Annotated in this window: 14 protein-coding genes and 1 tRNA gene; 9 read left to right on the forward strand and 6 right to left on the reverse strand. The window is 71.2% G+C overall.

Features of this window, described 5'->3' with window-relative positions:
* Window positions 1-285 precede the first annotated feature (285 nt).
* The 3 genes from ACFWYW_RS15415 to ACFWYW_RS15425 form a co-directional block, all read right to left on the reverse strand.
* Window positions 286-358, reverse strand: a tRNA-Ala gene (locus ACFWYW_RS15415).
* Window positions 359-373: 15 nt separating this feature from the next.
* The gene (locus ACFWYW_RS15420; protein WP_379615762.1) at window positions 374-1,105 is read right to left on the reverse strand and encodes an HAD family hydrolase; all 732 of its coding nucleotides are present in this window, start codon (window positions 1,103-1,105) and stop codon (window positions 374-376) included.
* Window positions 1,106-1,121: 16 nt separating this feature from the next.
* Complete coding sequence (locus tag ACFWYW_RS15425) at window positions 1,122-1,241, reverse strand: DLW-39 family protein (protein WP_214319204.1); 120 nt, start codon at window positions 1,239-1,241, stop codon at window positions 1,122-1,124.
* A gap of 203 nt (window positions 1,242-1,444) precedes the next feature.
* On the opposite strand from ACFWYW_RS15425, the gene ACFWYW_RS15430 reads away from it, so the two are divergent.
* The 4 genes from ACFWYW_RS15430 (at window position 1,445) to ACFWYW_RS15445 (ending at window position 6,303) form a co-directional block, all read left to right on the forward strand.
* Window positions 1,445-2,809 carry an MFS transporter gene (locus ACFWYW_RS15430; protein ID WP_379615760.1) on the forward strand — a complete coding sequence of 455 codons (1,365 nt, stop codon included), beginning with the start codon at window positions 1,445-1,447 and terminating at the stop codon, window positions 2,807-2,809.
* A 67-nt stretch (window positions 2,810-2,876) separates the two neighbouring features.
* A complete protein-coding gene (locus ACFWYW_RS15435) occupies window positions 2,877-3,086 on the forward strand; it encodes a heavy-metal-associated domain-containing protein (RefSeq protein WP_184959061.1) in 210 nt (69 codons plus the stop codon).
* On the forward strand, window positions 3,083-4,054 hold the full coding sequence (locus ACFWYW_RS15440) for a hypothetical protein (RefSeq protein ID WP_379615757.1): 972 nt from the start codon (window positions 3,083-3,085) through the stop codon (window positions 4,052-4,054). The genes ACFWYW_RS15435 and ACFWYW_RS15440 overlap by 4 nt, the downstream gene beginning before the upstream one ends.
* Window positions 4,055-4,083: 29 nt before the next feature.
* Complete coding sequence (locus tag ACFWYW_RS15445) at window positions 4,084-6,303, forward strand: heavy metal translocating P-type ATPase (RefSeq protein ID WP_379615755.1); 2,220 nt, start codon at window positions 4,084-4,086, stop codon at window positions 6,301-6,303.
* A gap of 29 nt (window positions 6,304-6,332) precedes the next feature.
* Here the strand turns inward: ACFWYW_RS15445 and ACFWYW_RS15450 are convergent, their stop codons facing one another.
* Together ACFWYW_RS15450 and ACFWYW_RS15455 are read right to left on the reverse strand one after the other, a co-directional pair.
* Window positions 6,333-7,160 carry an alpha/beta fold hydrolase gene (locus tag ACFWYW_RS15450; protein WP_379615753.1) on the reverse strand — a complete coding sequence of 276 codons (828 nt, stop codon included), beginning with the start codon at window positions 7,158-7,160 and terminating at the stop codon, window positions 6,333-6,335.
* A 427-nt stretch (window positions 7,161-7,587) separates the two neighbouring features.
* Window positions 7,588-9,189 carry an FAD-binding oxidoreductase gene (locus ACFWYW_RS15455; protein WP_379615751.1) on the reverse strand — a complete coding sequence of 534 codons (1,602 nt, stop codon included), beginning with the start codon at window positions 9,187-9,189 and terminating at the stop codon, window positions 7,588-7,590.
* 96 nt (window positions 9,190-9,285) lie between these two features.
* On the opposite strand from ACFWYW_RS15455, the gene ACFWYW_RS15460 reads away from it, so the two are divergent.
* The 3 genes from ACFWYW_RS15460 to ACFWYW_RS15470 are packed head-to-tail and all read left to right on the forward strand — an operon-like array spanning window position 9,286 to window position 11,685.
* Window positions 9,286-10,677, forward strand: a complete 1,392-nt coding sequence (locus tag ACFWYW_RS15460) for a PLP-dependent aminotransferase family protein (protein ID WP_379615749.1) — start codon at window positions 9,286-9,288, stop codon at window positions 10,675-10,677.
* A gap of 38 nt (window positions 10,678-10,715) precedes the next feature.
* A complete protein-coding gene (locus tag ACFWYW_RS15465; RefSeq protein WP_379615747.1) occupies window positions 10,716-11,096 on the forward strand; it encodes a hypothetical protein in 381 nt (126 codons plus the stop codon).
* A 16-nt stretch (window positions 11,097-11,112) separates the two neighbouring features.
* Window positions 11,113-11,685: a YdeI family protein gene (locus tag ACFWYW_RS15470; protein ID WP_379615745.1), complete on the forward strand. Its 573-nt coding sequence runs from the start codon at window positions 11,113-11,115 to the stop codon at window positions 11,683-11,685.
* A 1-nt stretch (window position 11,686) separates the two neighbouring features.
* Here the strand turns inward: ACFWYW_RS15470 and ACFWYW_RS15475 are convergent, their stop codons facing one another.
* A complete protein-coding gene (locus ACFWYW_RS15475) occupies window positions 11,687-12,199 on the reverse strand; it encodes a universal stress protein (RefSeq protein ID WP_379615743.1) in 513 nt (170 codons plus the stop codon).
* A 114-nt stretch (window positions 12,200-12,313) separates the two neighbouring features.
* Here ACFWYW_RS15475 and ACFWYW_RS15480 point away from each other — a divergent pair, with 114 nt between their 5' ends.
* Together ACFWYW_RS15480 and ACFWYW_RS15485 are read left to right on the forward strand one after the other, a co-directional pair.
* Window positions 12,314-15,502: a BTAD domain-containing putative transcriptional regulator gene (locus ACFWYW_RS15480; RefSeq protein ID WP_379615741.1), complete on the forward strand. Its 3,189-nt coding sequence runs from the start codon at window positions 12,314-12,316 to the stop codon at window positions 15,500-15,502.
* Between the two features lie 47 nt (window positions 15,503-15,549).
* Window positions 15,550-15,702: a hypothetical protein gene (locus ACFWYW_RS15485; RefSeq protein WP_379615739.1), complete on the forward strand. Its 153-nt coding sequence runs from the start codon at window positions 15,550-15,552 to the stop codon at window positions 15,700-15,702.
* Window positions 15,703-15,717: the final 15 nt, after the last annotated feature.

Consider the following 15,717-nt stretch of genomic DNA (forward strand, 5'->3'; position numbering starts at 1 on the left):
AACCGTCAACCTTGCACGGGGATGCCAATGGACGTCCGTGATGCCGCAGACGTAGGAACGATGGGCATGCTCGGGCGCGAGCGGCATGGAGAAGCGCGCGGAGCGAAGCGGAGCACCTTTGACCGGGGCGGGATCCAGCTGCCCAACCACTTAGCTGGGCAACGGGCGGGCCAGAGAGGGCGTCCGACCGGAGGGAGGCCCTTCAGGGGTCGAGCTTCAGCTCGACTGGAGAAACAGCCTTGCCCCCCACGCGCGAAGCGCGCATGAGGGGCAAGTCCATGCCTGTGGAGCCTAGGAGATTCGAACTCCTGACATCCTGCTTGCAAAGCAGGCGCTCTGCCAGCTGAGCTAAGGCCCCTTACGACGCACTAGCTTACCGGCCCGCAGCGGCTACCTGGTGCGTCCCCAAGTCTTCGATCAAGATCAAGTCAGGAAGGTCGGCGATCGAGTCCAGGATGTGGGTGGCGCCGCCCTTGAGGAGGCGTTCGCGGCTGTGTACTCCGGTCATCACCCCGGCCACCACCGAAGCCCCGGCCCGCCGCCCGCACAGCATGTCGCTCTCGGCGTCTCCGACGACGGCGACCTGCCGGACATCCTCGATACCCAACCGGAGCACGGCATGCAGCACCATATCCGGCCAAGGCCTACCACGCCCCCCAGCATCCTCAGGGCAGATGGCCAGATCGACCCGGTCATGCCACCCGAGTACGCCAAGCACCCGGCCTAAGGTGGCGCGGCTGAATCCGGTGATCAGCGCGAGCTGCACACCGGAGCCCCGCAACTTGTCGAGCGTCTCCAGCACCCCAGGGATGGGGACAAGCCCGGCGCGGTCCAGGGCACCCTCGTAGGAGCGTTCGAACGTCAGGTTCGCCGCCTGTGCCTGGGCCTCGTTGCCGGGGAAGATCCCGCGGAAGACCTCGATCTTGGGACATCCCCGGGACCGGTGCACGTGAACCATGGCACGCGCATAGGCCCCGGTCCCGGGGACGATGCCCTGAGTTGCGATCGCCTCGGCGAACGCACGCTCGACCATGGCGATGTCACCGATCGTTGTGCCGGCGAGGTCGATGCACGCCAGCTTGATGGGGACGACGACGTCGCTCATCGCCTCGCCAGGTCGGTTAGTTCTCGCTGCCGGTCGCCTCGGTCCAGAGGTCGAGCTCGGCGCGGTCGGCCTGCACCTTACGCCAGATCAGCAACCCCCCAAGGGCGATCAGCGCCAGAACGATCAGCTTCTTCACGGTGTGACCCCACTTCTTCGACGGTCTCACCTGCCGGGGTGAGACCCAACGGTTGGATGCAGCCTAGCAAGTGATGGCCGTACTCCCGCTGTCGAGCACCCAGGAACCTCCCGAATCAGGCAAGTAGACAAACCCCCATGGGGTATGTTACGTTCCTCGCCGTCGAGATACCCCATGGGGGTATAAGTACAAAGGAGATCGCAGTGGCTACCGAAAATCCCAGGCGGTGGTGGGCGCTACTCGTGCTCGCGACCGCCCAGTTCATGGTGATCATGGACACGTCCATCATCGGCGTGGCGCTCCCCGAGATGCAGCGGCAGCTGGGGTTCACCCCGGGCGGGCTCCAGTGGGTCTTCAACGCCTACGTGATCGCGTTCGGCGGTCTGCTCCTGCTCGGCGGCCGGCTGTCCGACCTGCTGGGCGCGCGCAAGGTCTTCACCACCGGCTGGATCATCCTGATCGCCGGCTCGGTGCTGGCCGCCGCCGCGAGCACCGCGTGGGTCGAGGTGCTCGGCCGCGCCGTACAGGGAGTGGGCGGGGCGCTCATCGCGCCCGCGGCGATGACGCTGCTCATGATGCTCTTCGGGCACAACCAGAAGGAGCTCGGCAAGGCCATGGCCCTGTACGGCGCCGCCGCCCCCGCCGGCGGCACCGCGGGAGTCTTCCTCGGCGGCGTCATCACCGAGTACCTGAGCTGGCCGTGGGTCTTCATCGTCTACATCCCGATCGGCCTGGCCACGCTGGCCGCCACCGGACTTCTCCCCGCGGTCAAGGGCAGGCGCGGCTCGGTGGACGTCGTGGGCGCGATCTCGGTCACCGCCGGCCTGGCGCTGGTCGTGTACGCGATCGTGGCGGAGAACTTGATCGCCGGAGCCGCCGGCGCGGCACTGCTGGTGCTGTTCCTGATCGTGCAGCGCATGGTCAAGCAGCCGCTGATGCCGCTGTCGATCTGGCGTACGCCCGGCCTGGCCACCGCCAACCTGGCCATGGCGCTGCTCGGCGCCGCCTGGATCCCGATGTGGTACTTCCTGAACCTCTACCTGCAGCAGACCCTCGGCTACGGCGCGTTCGCCAGCGGGGCGGCGCTGCTGCCGATGACGGTCGCGGTCATGATCTTCATGATCGGCATCACGGCCAGGCTGCTCGGCCGGTTCGGGGCCAAGCCGCTCATCGTGCTCGGGCTGGCGGTGCTGGCCGCGGGCGTGGCGGGGCTGTCGTTCGCGCGGCCCGGCGGGACGTTCGTGGTGGACGTGCTGCCGGCGAGCCTGATCGCGGCCGTGGGCATGTCCCTGGCCTACATCCCGGCCATGATCTCGGCGATGTCCGGCGCCAAGCCGGAGGAGGCCGGGCTGGCCTCGGGCATCGTGAACACCACCTACCAGGTCGGGTCCGCCGTCGGGCTGGCCGTCATGACGGCCATCGCGACCTCCCAGGCCGAGCTCATCGACGGCTTCCAGGGCGCCTTCATCGGCGCCGCGGTGGTGGCGGGTCTCGGCGCCCTGCTGAGCGTGGTGCTCATGCGCCGGCCGCGCGCCGCCGTACAGGATCAGAACGAGGTTTCCGTGTAGCCCCGAAATACCCTAGGGGGGTACGGTGTTACACTCAGAGGCAGACAGAGAAGCTAAGGAGATCGACATGACCAGCGCCACCTACACCGTCAAGGGCATGACCTGCGGCCACTGCGTCAGCTCCGTCAAGGAAGAGGTCAGCGAGGTCGCGGGAGTCTCCTCTGTGGAGGTCGACCTGGCCAGTGGACTGCTGACCGTGGAGAGCGTGAGCCCGATCGACGCCGCGGACATCCGCTCGGCCGTCGAAGAGGCCGGATATGAGCTGGTGACGAAGTGAACACCGCCGCGAAGCTCGGGACATATGTGCTCGGTCTTGCGGTCGTCTTCGGCGGAACCTGGGGCGTCGGCAACCTGGCCGGCCCCCAGGCCACCCCGCAGAAGCCCGTCACCGCAGGTCACGACATGTCGGAAATGTCGAAGCAGCCAACCTCCAAGCAGCCAACCTCCAAGCCAGCAACAACGCAAAGCGCCAGTGATACCCCTGGGGGGCTCCAAGTGTCGCAGAACGGCTACACCCTCAACCCGCTCACCGCCGCCAAGGCCGGTGCGCCCACCGACTTCCAGTTCACCGTGACGGGCCCCAGCGGCAAGCCGGTGACCGACTACCAGGTCGAGCACGACAAGAAGCTCCACTTCATCGTCGTCTCCCGTGACCTGTCCAGCTTCCAGCACGTCCACCCCGAGATGAGCGCCGACGGCACCTGGTCGGTCAAGATCGCCTTCCCGGCCGCCGGAACCTTCCGCGCGTTCGCCGACTTCACCCCGACCGGCGGCCAGGCCCTGACGCTCGGCGCCGACATCCAGGTCGCGGGCGACTTCCAGCCCAAGCCGCTGAAGGCGGTCAGCCGCACCTCCGAGGTCGACGGCTACACAGTGACGCTCGACGGAGACCTGGTCCCCGGCCAGTCGAGCAAGCTCACGCTGAACGTCAGCAAGGACGGCAAGCCGGTCACCGACCTGCAGCCGTATCTAGGGGCATATGGACACCTCGTGGCCCTGCGCGCCGGCGACCTGGCCTACCTGCACGTGCACCCCGACGGCGCGCCGGGCGACGGCAAGACGCAGCCGGGCCCGGGAATCACGTTCTACGCCGAGGCACCCAGTGGGGGCGACTACCGTCTGTTCCTGGACTTCCAGCACGGCGGAGCCGTACACACGGCGGACTTCACCGCGAAGGCCGGTGAGGGCACAGTCGCCAAGCCGACCGCGAAGAACGACCACGACTCCACCCCGCACGGCCACTAGCAGGACGCGACGTACAGAAAGGAGAGGTGATGTCCTCCCTCACCGACGACCAGCCCCAGGGCGCCGTCGAGCTATCGATCGGCGGCATGACCTGCGCGTCCTGCGCCAACCGCATCGAGCGCAAGCTGAACAAGATGGACGGCGTGACCGCGACGGTCAACTACGCGACGGAGAAGGCGAAGGTCACCTTTCCTGAAGGTCTGGACCCCGAGCAGCTGATCGCGACGGTCGAGTCGGCCGGCTACACCGCGGCGCTGCCCAAGGTCGAGAAGGCCGAGGCGGGAACCGCCGCCGAAGAGGACGACGAGCTCAGGCCGCTGCGCAACCGGCTCATCACCTCGCTCGTCCTCGGCATCCCGGTGATCGCGATGGCGATGGTCCCGGCGCTGCAGATCGAGTACTGGCAGTGGTTGTCGCTCACGCTGGCCGCGCCGGTCGTGGTCTACGCGGGCTGGCCGTTCCACAAGGCCGCCTGGACGAACCTGCGCCACGGCGCCGCCACCATGGACACGCTGGTCTCCATCGGGACGATCGCCGCGTTCCTCTGGTCGATCTGGGCGCTGTTCCTCGGCACCGCGGGCGTACCGGGGATGACGCACCCGTTCGAGTTCTCGATCGAGCGCACCGACGGCTCGGGCAACATCTACCTTGAGGCCGCCGCGGGCGTCACCGCGTTCATCCTGGCCGGCCGCTACTTCGAGTCGCGCTCCAAGCGCCGCGCGGGCGCCGCCCTGCGCGCTCTGCTGGAGCTCGGCGCCAAGGACGTGGAGCTCGCCGACGGGCGCCGCATCCCCACCGACCAGCTCGCGGTCGGCGACACCTTCGTCGTACGGCCCGGCGAGAAGATCGCCACCGACGGCGTGATCCAGGAAGGCAGCTCCGCGGTAGACGCCTCCATGCTGACCGGGGAGTCCGTCCCGGTGGAGGTACGGCCGGGCGACCCCGTCACCGGCGCCACCGTCAACGCCGGCGGCCGGCTCATCGTGCGGGCCACCCGGGTCGGCACCGACACGCAGCTGTCCCAGATGGCCAAGCTCGTCGAGGACGCGCAGACCGGCAAGGCCGCGGTGCAGCGCCTGGCCGACCGCATCTCGGGCGTCTTCGTCCCGATCGTGATCGCGCTGGCCGTGGGCACGCTCGGCTACTGGCTCGGCACCGGCAACGGCGCCGGTGCCGCCTTCACCGCGGCGGTCGCGGTCCTGATCATCGCCTGCCCCTGCGCTCTGGGCCTGGCCACGCCGACGGCTCTGCTGGTCGGCACCGGCCGGGGCGCCCAGATGGGCATCCTGATCAAGGGCCCGGAGGTGCTGGAGTCCACCCGGAAGATCGACACGATCGTCCTGGACAAGACCGGCACCGTCACCGAGGGCAGGATGACGCTCACGGACGTGCACCTGGCCGAGGGCGAGGACCGCGACGAGGTGCTCAGGCTGGCCGGAGCGCTGGAGCACGCCTCCGAGCACCCGATCGCGCAGGCCGTCGCCAAGGCCGCTCAGTCGGATGCCACGGTGGAGGACTTCGCCAACGTCGAGGGCCTCGGCGTGCAGGGCATCGTCGACGGGCACGCGGTGCTGGTCGGGCGGCCCAGGCTGCTGGAGGAGTGGTCGCAGCACCTGCCCGCGAACCTGGTCGAGGCGCTGGAGGCCGAGCAGAACGCCGGCCGTACCGCCGTCGCGGTCGGCTGGGACGGCAAGGCCCGCGCGGTCCTCGTCGTGGCCGACGTCGTGAAGCCGACCAGCAAGGAGGCGATCGAGCGGCTGCGCGCGCTCGGCCTGACCCCGGTGCTGCTCACCGGCGACAACCAGGCCGTCGCGGCCACCGTCGCCGCCGAGGTCGGCATCGACCAGGTCATCGCCGAGGTGCTGCCGGCCGACAAGGTCGACGTGGTCAAGAAGCTGCAGCAGGAGGGCAAGGTCGTGGCGATGGTCGGCGACGGCGTCAACGACGCCGCCGCGCTCGCCCAGGCCGACCTCGGGCTGTCGATGGGCACCGGCACAGACGCCGCCATCGAGGCCAGCGACCTGACCCTCGTCCGCGGCGACCTACGGGTGGCGGCCGACGCGATCCGCCTGTCCCGCAAGACGTTGAAGACCATCAAGGGCAACCTGTTCTGGGCGTTCGCCTACAACGTGGCGGCGCTGCCCCTGGCGGCGCTGGGCCTGCTCAACCCCATGATCGCGGGTGCGGCGATGGCCTTCTCCAGCGTCTTCGTGGTGTCCAACAGCCTGCGGCTGAAGGCCTTCAAGTAGATTCTCAGTTCTAGGCGCCGGCCCCGACCTCACAGGGGGCCGGCGCCTTTCACGTGCTCGAGTATCGCCTTCGTGACCACGTCCGGGCGGGCGCGGTGCACGTAGTGCCCGGCGTTCTCGGCCACGATGTGCCTGCTGCTGGTCGACAGGCCGGTCAGCTCCCGCTGCATCGGGAACCAGATGCGGTAGTGGCGGCTGAAGCTGGCGGCCTGCTCGGGCGTCCTGTTGTCCTCGTTGTGCTCGCTGCACGTCACCACCGTCAGCGGGATGCCGCCCAGGGTGGGGGCGCGGCGGCCGGTCTCCGTGCCGATCTGGGCGCGCAGGGTCTGCTCCCACCATGTGGTGCGGCGCTGGTGGTCGCCGAGGTCGAGATGGCCGGGGCTGTCCAGGAGGCCGAGGTCGATGGCCAGGCGGCGCAGGCCGTACGGGGTGAGCCGCTCGATGAGGGCGCGCCTGATCGTGGTGAGGTGGTAGCCCGGGTAGCGGCTGGCCTGGTCGTGGTGGCTGGAGTCCACGAGCACCACTCCGGACACCTCGCCGGGGTGGGCCGCGGCGAACAGTCGGACGACGTAGCCGCCCATCGAGTGCCCCACCAGCACGTACGGCGGGCCGTACCCGGACAGGGCGAGGGTTCTGCGCAGGTCGGCGGCGGCGTCGAGCATGGCCAGCGGCGAGCTGACGGGGTCGCTCCATCCCATGCCGGCGCGGTCGAAGACCACGGCCGAGGTTTCCCGGCCGAGGACGGGCAGGAGGGGGGCGTACTCGATCGAGGTCGTCCCGAGCGCCGGGACGATCACCACGGTGGGGGAGCCGCGACCGGCCTCCAGCATGTGGATCATGCGTCCGCCGACGTCCACGAGGCGTCCTGGCGGCGGGTGCCGGAGGCGATCCTGATGTGAGCGCCAGCTCTGGTAGAGGGCGCTGGCGAAACCGGTTAGGGCGAAAGCGGCAAGCGATCTTCTCAGAAGGGCCACTCTCACCATCAAAGCAATGAGCGGGCATTTGTCCAGTTCAGGACAGTATCCACTCAACCCCCCAAAGCCTACCTTTTAGGGGGAAGGGTGCAGTGAAGGGGCGGATAAATACATTGGCGCATCCGCAAATCGTCCGGCTATCTTAGTGATCGTTCGTGACACAAAAGCCTTTATCGAGAAAAGTCGTCCTGAAAGAACAGGGACGCGGCTTCCGGCCTGCCCGACGGGAATGGCGCCCCCCGGGTGGACGCGGAGACCACCAACGCCCCGGGAACGCGCCCACGCCAGCCGCTCCCGGGGCACAGACTCGTCAGGCGCGCACGGACAGGCCGTGGTGGAAGACGCCGCGGGGGTCCCAGCGTGCCTTGACCCGCTGCAGGCGGGCATAGTTCTCGCCGTAGTAGAGGGTGGACCAGGGGACGCCGGAGGTGTTCCAGCGCGGGTCCGCGTGGTCGGTGTCGGGGTAGTTGATGTAGGCGCCGCCGCAGTTGCCGCCGGGGACGGGGACGCCGCCGGTCTGCGCGAACGTCTTGCCGTGCAGGCTGCGGACCCACTCCAGGTGGGCCTTGCCGTCCTGTTCCGGGGCCCATCCGGCCAGGTGGATGACCTTCAGGATGGACGAACGTTCGTGGGTGGCCGTGGCGGTGGGGGCGACGGTGTTGATCCGCCCGCCGTACGACAGGAGCCAGAGCATTCCGCCGTCGGCCACCGGGCCGGGGGCGGTGAGGTGGTCGTAGGCGACGTCGGCCTGCGCGTCGGTGAAACGTTTGCGGAGATGGGCGGACTTGCCCTTGTAGCGGCCGGTCTCCTGCTCCGCGCCGAGGGAGAGGTCGCGGACCGCCTGGAACCAGGGCTGGTGCAGGACGGGCGGGACGAACGCCTCCGGGGTGACGCCCTCGCCGACGGCGGCGAAGAAGTCGCGTAGCAGGCGCTCGGCGTCGGGTACGTCCCCGGCGATCTGGGTGGGCAGGATCATGCCGCCGGGGTCGTCGCCGGACTTGCGGCCGGGGATGATCAGCGAGCCCATCATCCCGGCGTAGGGGGAGTCGGGGGAGCTGTTGCGCTCGTGCCAGGTTCCGTGGTTGCGCAGGAGCCGGCGGAAGGACTCCTTGGTCATGCCCGCCCACGACCAGATGGCGATGCCGGACACGACCTTCGCCGGCGGCTTCGGCAGCAGCTTGGCCGGGTCGTCGCCGCGGGCCGCCGGGTCGCGCAGCCAGTAGCGGGTGACGATGCCGAAGTTGCCGCCGCCTCCGCCGGTGTGGGCCCACCACAGGTCGTGGTTGGGGTCGGACGGGTTTCTGGTGGCCACGACGGCGCGGGCGCGGCCCGACGCGTCGACGACGACCACCTCGACGGCGTGCAGGTAGTCGACGGTGAGGCCGAGCCGGCGCGACAGCGGGCCGTACCCGCCGCCGGCGATGTGGCCCCCGGCGGCCACGCCCCCGCATTGGCCGCCGGGGAGAGTGACGCCCCAGCCGAAGTAGAGGGTCCGGTACGCCTGCATGAGCGTCGCGCCCGCCTCGACCAGGAAAGCCCGCCGTTTCTCGTCGTAGGTGACCTCCTTCATCTCGCACAGGTCGATCACCACCTGCGCGCCGTCGCCGACGAAGTTCTCGTAGCAGTGGCCGCCGCTGCGGACCGTGACGCGGCGGCCGGCCCGTACCGCCTGGTTGACCGCGGCCACGACCTGCTCGGTGGAGCCGGCCATGTGGAAGTACTCGGGCTCGTGGCGGAAGCGCTGGTTGGTGCGGCGCTCGGCCAGGTCGTCGTAGCGGGGGTCGGTAGGCTTGACGATCACCGGACCGATGGCCGGGTGGTCGCCGGCGGCGCCGTACGCGCTTTCCGCCAGCATCGCCGTGCCGCTCACAGCGGCCGTGCCACCGATGAAACCTCGACGCGTGACATTCATATCAATGACGCTAGAAGTACGGCACAGCCCCAGGAATGCACTCAGATGCACGCCAGGGTGGAGCTAGGTCCACCCGGCCGAAAAGGAGGGTGAAGAGTGGACTTCCACGTCAGCCTCGAAGGCCGCGGCGACCTGGCCGCGCGAATATACCGGCAATTGCTCGACGCGATACTCGACGGCCGGCTCCGGCCGGGCGAACGGCTGCCGCCCACCCGCGAGCTGGCCGGGCGCCTCGACGTCTCGCGCAACACCGTGGCCGTGGCCTACGACCGGCTGGTGGCCGACGGCTTCCTGACCGGCCGGGCCGGGGCGGGCACGTTCGTGACGGGCGAGCCGGTCAGGGGAAGGTCGGCGCCCAGAGGCGTGGTGCAGCCGAGGGCGTTCTGGCGCGCGGCCGAGCCGCTGATGCCGCCGCGCGGCCGGGTGCTCCACGACTTCACGGTCGGGCTGCCGGATCCGAAGCTGTTTCCGATCGCGAGCTGGCGGCGGCTGCTGGCACGGGAGCTGCGGGTGGGCTCGGCGGGCTACATCGACCCCGCGGGCGACGGCTCGCTCAAGGAGGCGATCGCGCGGCACGTGGGCATCAGCCGCTCGGTACGGGCCGGCGCCGACGACGTGATCGTCACCCAGGGCGCCCAGCAGGCGCTCGACCTGATCGGACGGGTGCTGATCGAGCCCGGGGCGTGCGTGGCCGTCGAGGAGCCCGGGTATCCGCCGGCCCGCCGGCTCTTCCGCTCGCTCGGCGCCCGCGTGGCCGGGGTGCCGGTGGACGAGGAGGGCCTGGACGTCGCAGCCCTGCCCAAGGCCGCCCGGCTGGTCTACGTGACGCCGTCGCATCAGTTCCCGCTGGGCGTGCCGATGTCGCTGGCCCGCCGTACCGTGTTGCTGGAGTGGGCGCGGCACCGCGACGCGGTGATCATCGAGGACGACTACGACAGCGAGTTCCGCTTCGGCGAACGCCCGCTGGAACCGTTGCAGAGCCTCGACGGCGCCGGCCGGGTCGTCTACGTCGGCTCCTTCTCCAAGACGCTGCTGCCCACGCTGCGGCTGGGCTTCCTGGTCGCGCCCGCCTCCCTCCGCGCCGCCTTGCGCGCCGCCAAGCAGCTCACCGACTGGCACGGCGACCCGTTCGCGCAGGCCGCGCTGGCCCGCTTCATCGACGAGGGCCTGCTGGCCAGGCACATCAGAAAGGCCACCAAGGAGTACGCGGCCCGGCACGCGCGGATCACCGCCCTGCTCGCGGCCGACGGCCGTTTCCGGCTGGTCCCGTCCGCCGCGGGCCTGCACGTCTGCGCCCGCCTCGACCCCACCCTGGAGGTACGGCCGGCGCCGTCCCTGGCCGTGGAGTCCCTGTCCTCCTACTACGCGGAAGGCACACCCGCCCACGGCGTGGTCCTGGGCTACGGCGGCATCTCCCGCACCGCCATCCCCGAGGGCGTCCGCCTGCTGATAACCGCTCTAAAGCGAATCGATAGCCCGCGCGTCTAGCGTCTCCCCTGTTCGCGGATACGAGGGGAATCAACATCATGCGAGTACGTACGGTGGTCATGGCGGTTGTGGCGGCGGCCGGGGTGACGGTCGGCATCGGGGCGGCGGCCCAGGCCCAGAACCCGCCCTGCTACGCCCAGGGGGACGGCAGCCTGAAGTGCGGCAACTACGCGCCCAGGCCGGTCTACAACAAGACCAGCTGGGGCGACCCGGACAACCAGCACACCTGGCCCAGGAGGGTGGACACGCTCCGCTCCAACCCGAGCTGGTTCAAGTGCTACACCAGGGGCGAGAAGCACAGCGGCGGCAACAACGTCTGGTACTACACCCAGGGCGACGACAGCGGCCGCTACGGCTGGGTGCCGGCCAGCACCCTCTACACCTGGAAGGACCCCTTCCCGGGCGTCAAGAAGTGCTAGCGCTAGCCTGACGCGCATGGATGAGCTCGACGGGGTGGAGGTCCTCGCCTTCGCCGACGGCCCGGCGTTCGAGAGCTGGCTGACCGGACACCACACGCGGCAGGAAGGCGTGTGGATCAAGGTGGCCAAGAAGAAGTCGGGCATCGCGACGGTGACCGAGGACGAGCTCGTCGACATCGGGCTCTGCTACGGCTGGGTCTCCGGGCTGCGCCGTTCGCTGGACGAGCGGTACTACCTGCAGAAATACGTGCCGCGCCGGGCCAAGAGCCTGTGGTCGCAGGTGAACGTGGACAAGGTGGCCATGCTGGCGGCGGCGGGCCGGATGCGCGAGCCCGGCCTGGCCGAGGTGCGCAGGGCGCAGGAGGACGGCAGGTGGGCGGCCGCCTACGAGTCGCAGAAGACGGCCGTGGTGCCGCCTGACCTGGCGGCGGCGCTGGAGGCGGATCCCGCCGCCAAGGAGGCGTTCGAGCGGCTCGACAAGACCGGGCGCTATCTGGCCATGCTGCCGGTGCTTCAGGCGCTGACGCCGGAGGCCCGCCGGGACCGGCTGGACAAAGCCCTGCTTCTCCTGACAAATCGCCCGGGGTAAGTCAACGGCTCCAGAATCGCCGGTGCCCGCGTTCGCCCGAGACCTCCGGCTCGTCGGGCGGCGCGGGCTCACGCACGATCACCACCGTGGCCCGCGCGTGGCGGGCGCAGTACATGCTGGTCGAGGGCAGCAGCATCCGGCTGAGCAGGCCGCGCCTGCTGCGGCCGAGCACCAGCAGGTCGCACTCGCCGGCCAGGTCGACCAGGTGGTAGCCGGGGTCGCCCATCCGGCCGACGACCGCGGTCACGATGTCGGTGGGCACACCGCCGCACACCTCGGCGAAGGCGTCGGCGACCACCTCCGTACTTCGAGCCTCCTCTCCGGACCTGGCCGCGTGCTGCAGCGGCAGTGCCTCGGGGAAAGGATGGATCGGCGCCCGGCTCACGTGCACGGCGACCAGCGGCATGCGGCGTAGTCGTGCGGCGCCGATGGCCCAGGCCAGCGCCAAGCGCGCGGCCGGCGACTCGTCCACACCGACGATCACGCGCGCTCCGCCGGGCAGGTCTTGATCCACGGCGCCCTCCTCGGAAAGAGGTACCTGACCATAGTGCTCCTCTCTGCGCGTGAACGGGAGGTGGCACTTTCCGAACTCTGGAGTCGCCCGCGAAACGGGGCGTAACATGCGGGGGTGGAACGCGGGTGGGTGCGGCCCCGTCCAGCCCTCGACCGGCGGCTCGACGGTGCGCTGACGCACAGGCTCACCACGCTCGTCGCGGCCACCGGCTACGGCAAGTCGATCGCGCTGGCCGGGTGGAGCCAGGCCGTCGGCGGCGTGCTGCACCGCTTCGGACCGGGCGACCGGGAGCTCGCGCCGTTCTCCGCCGCGGTGATCGCGGAGCTGGCCACGCGCGTGCCCGACCTGCCCGCGGAACTGCCCGCCGCCGCTGACGCCCCGCTCGGCCCCGACGCCGACGAACCCGCCAGGGCGGCGGCGCTGGCCGGCGCGCTGGCCGAGGCTCTGCGGTTACGGCTGCGGCGCGGCCTGGTGGTGGTCTTCGACGGCCTCGACGTGATCGCCGGCGCGCCGGGTCCGGTGCGGTTCGTGGAGACGCTGGTGCGCGCGGCGCCCCGGCACCTGCACATCGTGACCGCGTCCAGGGCGCCGCTGCCGTTCCCGACCGCGCGGCTGCGCCAGGACCTCGAAGTGCTGACCTTCGACGCGACCGACCTCGCCCTGAGCGTCGGCGAGTGCGCCGACTGGGCCCGCGACCGGCTCGGCGCGTCCGGCGCCGCCATCGCCCCCGCCCTGCACGCGGCCAGCGGCGGCTGGCCCGCCGCGGTGCGGGCCGCGCTCGACGCCATGGCCCGCGCCGAGCCCGCGCTGTGGCCCGCGATGGCCTCGGGCCTGGCCGCGACCTCCGACACGCTCGAACGCCTCACGCTCGACGCCCTGCGCGACCTGCCCACCCAGATGCGCGAGCTGCTGCGGGCGGCGACGGTCCTGCCGGTGCTCACCGCCGACCTGGCCGCCACGCTCGGCGTGCCGCCCGACACGCTGACCTCGCTGGCCGGCCGCGGGCTCTTCCTGGAAGCGGCCCAGGACGGTCACCGGCTGACCGCCACCAGCCGGCACGTGCTGGCCAGGCACGCGCCGCTCGACCGGCACGAGTCCCACGACACGGCCGAGGTGGCCGCCCGCTGGTACGTCGAGCACGACCAGCCCGAGCAGGCGCTGCGCGCCGCCGTCGCCACCGGGCACCCCGAGCTGACCGCGTCGCTGCTGACCGCGCACGGACCCCGGCTGGCCGAGCGCGGCGACGACGTCCTGGCCGGGCTGGCGCTGCTGCCGGAGGACCGGCGGGAGAGCCCGGCCATGCTGAGGCTGGCCGGGATCGCCGAGCAGAACCGCGGCGACTGGCGGCGCGCCCGCGAACTGCTCGCCAGAGCGGCCGGCAGCCCCGCCTTCGACGCCTTCCTGGCCCGGCGCCTCGGCTTCATCGACCACCTGCGCGGCGACCTCGACACCGCCATGGCCATGTACCTGCGCGGCGCCGAGCACGGCTCGCCGCCGGCCGACGCGGTGATCTGCACCGCCTCGGCCGCCTCGGTGCTGTGGTTACGCGGCGACCGGGCGGCCTGCGCGGAGATGGCCGAGCGGGCGCTCGACGCCGCCGCGCTGCTGGGCGACCCGGGCGCGCTGGCCGCCGCCACCACGGTGATCGCCATGGTCGCCGCGCTCGACGGCGACCGCCGCGCCAACGACGCCTACTACCTGCGGGCGCTGGAGTACGCCGAGCGCGCCGGCGACATCCTCCAGCTCATCCGCATCCGGGCCAACCGGGCATCACGCCACATCGACGAGGCCGACTACCACGCCGCGCTGGCCGACGTGGACATCGCCGGCCGGCTGTCCGACCTGGTGGCGTTCGCACCGTGGGCCGCCCTGACCGTCTCCAACCGGGCCAAGGCGCTGATCGGGCTCGGCCGGCTCGAAGAGGCCGCCGTGGACGCCGCCGACGCCGTCGCGCGCTGGGAGGCCATGGGCTCGCGCATCGGCTACGGCCTGCTGCAACTGGCCAGAATCCAGACGCTGCGCGGCGAGCGCGCCGCGGCCGCGGCCACCTACCGCCGGGTCCAGGTGGAGGCCGGGCGCTCGCGTGACGCCCAGGCGCTCGGCAACACGCTGACCGAGCTGGCCGAGCTCCTGGCCGCCGAGGACCCCGACGAGGCCGCCCGCCTGGCCGCCGAGGCGCTCAAGCACACCGAGGGCATGGCCGCGGTGAGCGCCCGGGTGGCCGCCGCCCGCGTGGCCGTCGTCGCCGGCCGCGCGGAGGCCGCCAGGAAACTGCTGGACGAGGCGGAGCCCATCGCCGCCGAACGCCGCCACCACACCGGCCTGGCCGGCATCGCCGAACTCCGGGCCGAACTGGACAAGGACCACGACCGCGCCGACGACGCCGTACGCATCTGGAGCACGCTCGGCGACCCCGTCGGACGCGCCAGAGCCGAACTGGTCAGAGCGGCGCTCGCCGACCCCGCCGTCGGCGCCGAGGTGGCCGGGCAGGTGGCCGAGCGCATGCACGCCATCGGCTGCCGCATGCTCGACGACCGCATCGACGCGCTGCTGGCGCGCGTCACCCCCGCCTCGGGCGCGCGGGTGACGGTCGAGACGATGGGCGCCTTCCGCGTGCTGCGCGGCTCCTTCCCCGTCCCGCGTACGGCATGGCAGTCCCGCAAGGCCCGTGACCTGCTGAAGATCCTGGTCAGCAGGAGAGGCAGGGCGATCGGCAGGGAGCGCCTGGTCGAGATCCTCTGGCCGGAGCAGGAGGACGAGGCGGTCGGGCTCAAACGGCTCAACGTGATGGTCTCCACGCTGCGCGCGGTGCTCGACCCGGCGCACGAGGTGGAGATCGTGGTCTCCGACGAGGGCGCGCTCCGGCTCGACCTGGACCATGCCGACGTGGACATCGAGCGGTTCCTGGGGCTGGTCGGCGCGGCCGTACGGCTGGAGCAGGCCGGGCGCGGCGGTGAGGCGCTGGCGCGGTGGAAGGCGGCCGAGGCCGCCTACGGCGGGGAGTTCTGCGAGGAGGACCCCTACGCCGACTGGGCCGTGGGGCTGCGCGAGCAGGCCAGGCTCGCCTACGTGCAGGCGGCGGCGCGGCTGGCCGGCGCGCGGGCGGAGGAGGGCCGCCATCACGAGGCGGCCCGCTACTGGCTGCGGCTCCTGGAGCGCGACGGCTACGACGAGCGCGCCCACCTGGGGCTCATCCGCTCCCTCGACCAGGCGGGACGGCGCGGCGACGCCCGCCGCCGCTACCACGTCTACACCGAGCGCATGCGCGAGCTGGAGGTCGAGCCCGCGCCGTTCCCCACCTGAAAACTCACTTGAACCAGACCTGAACCACGCCGGTGGATCGTGCGGGCATGAGGACGGTCATCGTACGCCTGGTAGAACCCGAGCAGTCCGGCGGTCAGCTCCGCGGGCTGCTCGAGGAGGTGGGCGGCGAACCGGTGCCGTTCAGCGGGACCGAAGCGGTGGTGGATCTCCTGCTGGCGGCGGCGGGACTGAAGACCTGAACCTCCCGCGAACCG

The organism is Nonomuraea sp. NPDC059023 (genome assembly GCF_042740095.1).
Lineage (GTDB): Bacteria > Actinomycetota > Actinomycetes > Streptosporangiales > Streptosporangiaceae > Nonomuraea.

Coding starts and splice junctions, on each gene's coding strand:
- ACFWYW_RS15455 (WP_379615751.1), bottom strand. CDS start 9,189: ATGAATGTCACGCGTCGAGGTTTCATCGGTGGCACGGCCGCTGTGAGC.
- ACFWYW_RS15420 (WP_379615762.1), bottom strand. CDS start 1,105: ATGAGCGACGTCGTCGTCCCCATCAAGCTGGCGTGCATCGACCTCGCC.
- ACFWYW_RS15485 (WP_379615739.1), top strand. CDS start 15,550: ATGAGGACGGTCATCGTACGCCTGGTAGAACCCGAGCAGTCCGGCGGT.
- ACFWYW_RS15445 (WP_379615755.1), top strand. CDS start 4,084: ATGTCCTCCCTCACCGACGACCAGCCCCAGGGCGCCGTCGAGCTATCG.
- ACFWYW_RS15465 (WP_379615747.1), top strand. CDS start 10,716: ATGCGAGTACGTACGGTGGTCATGGCGGTTGTGGCGGCGGCCGGGGTG.
- ACFWYW_RS15435 (WP_184959061.1), top strand. CDS start 2,877: ATGACCAGCGCCACCTACACCGTCAAGGGCATGACCTGCGGCCACTGC.
- ACFWYW_RS15470 (WP_379615745.1), top strand. CDS start 11,113: ATGGATGAGCTCGACGGGGTGGAGGTCCTCGCCTTCGCCGACGGCCCG.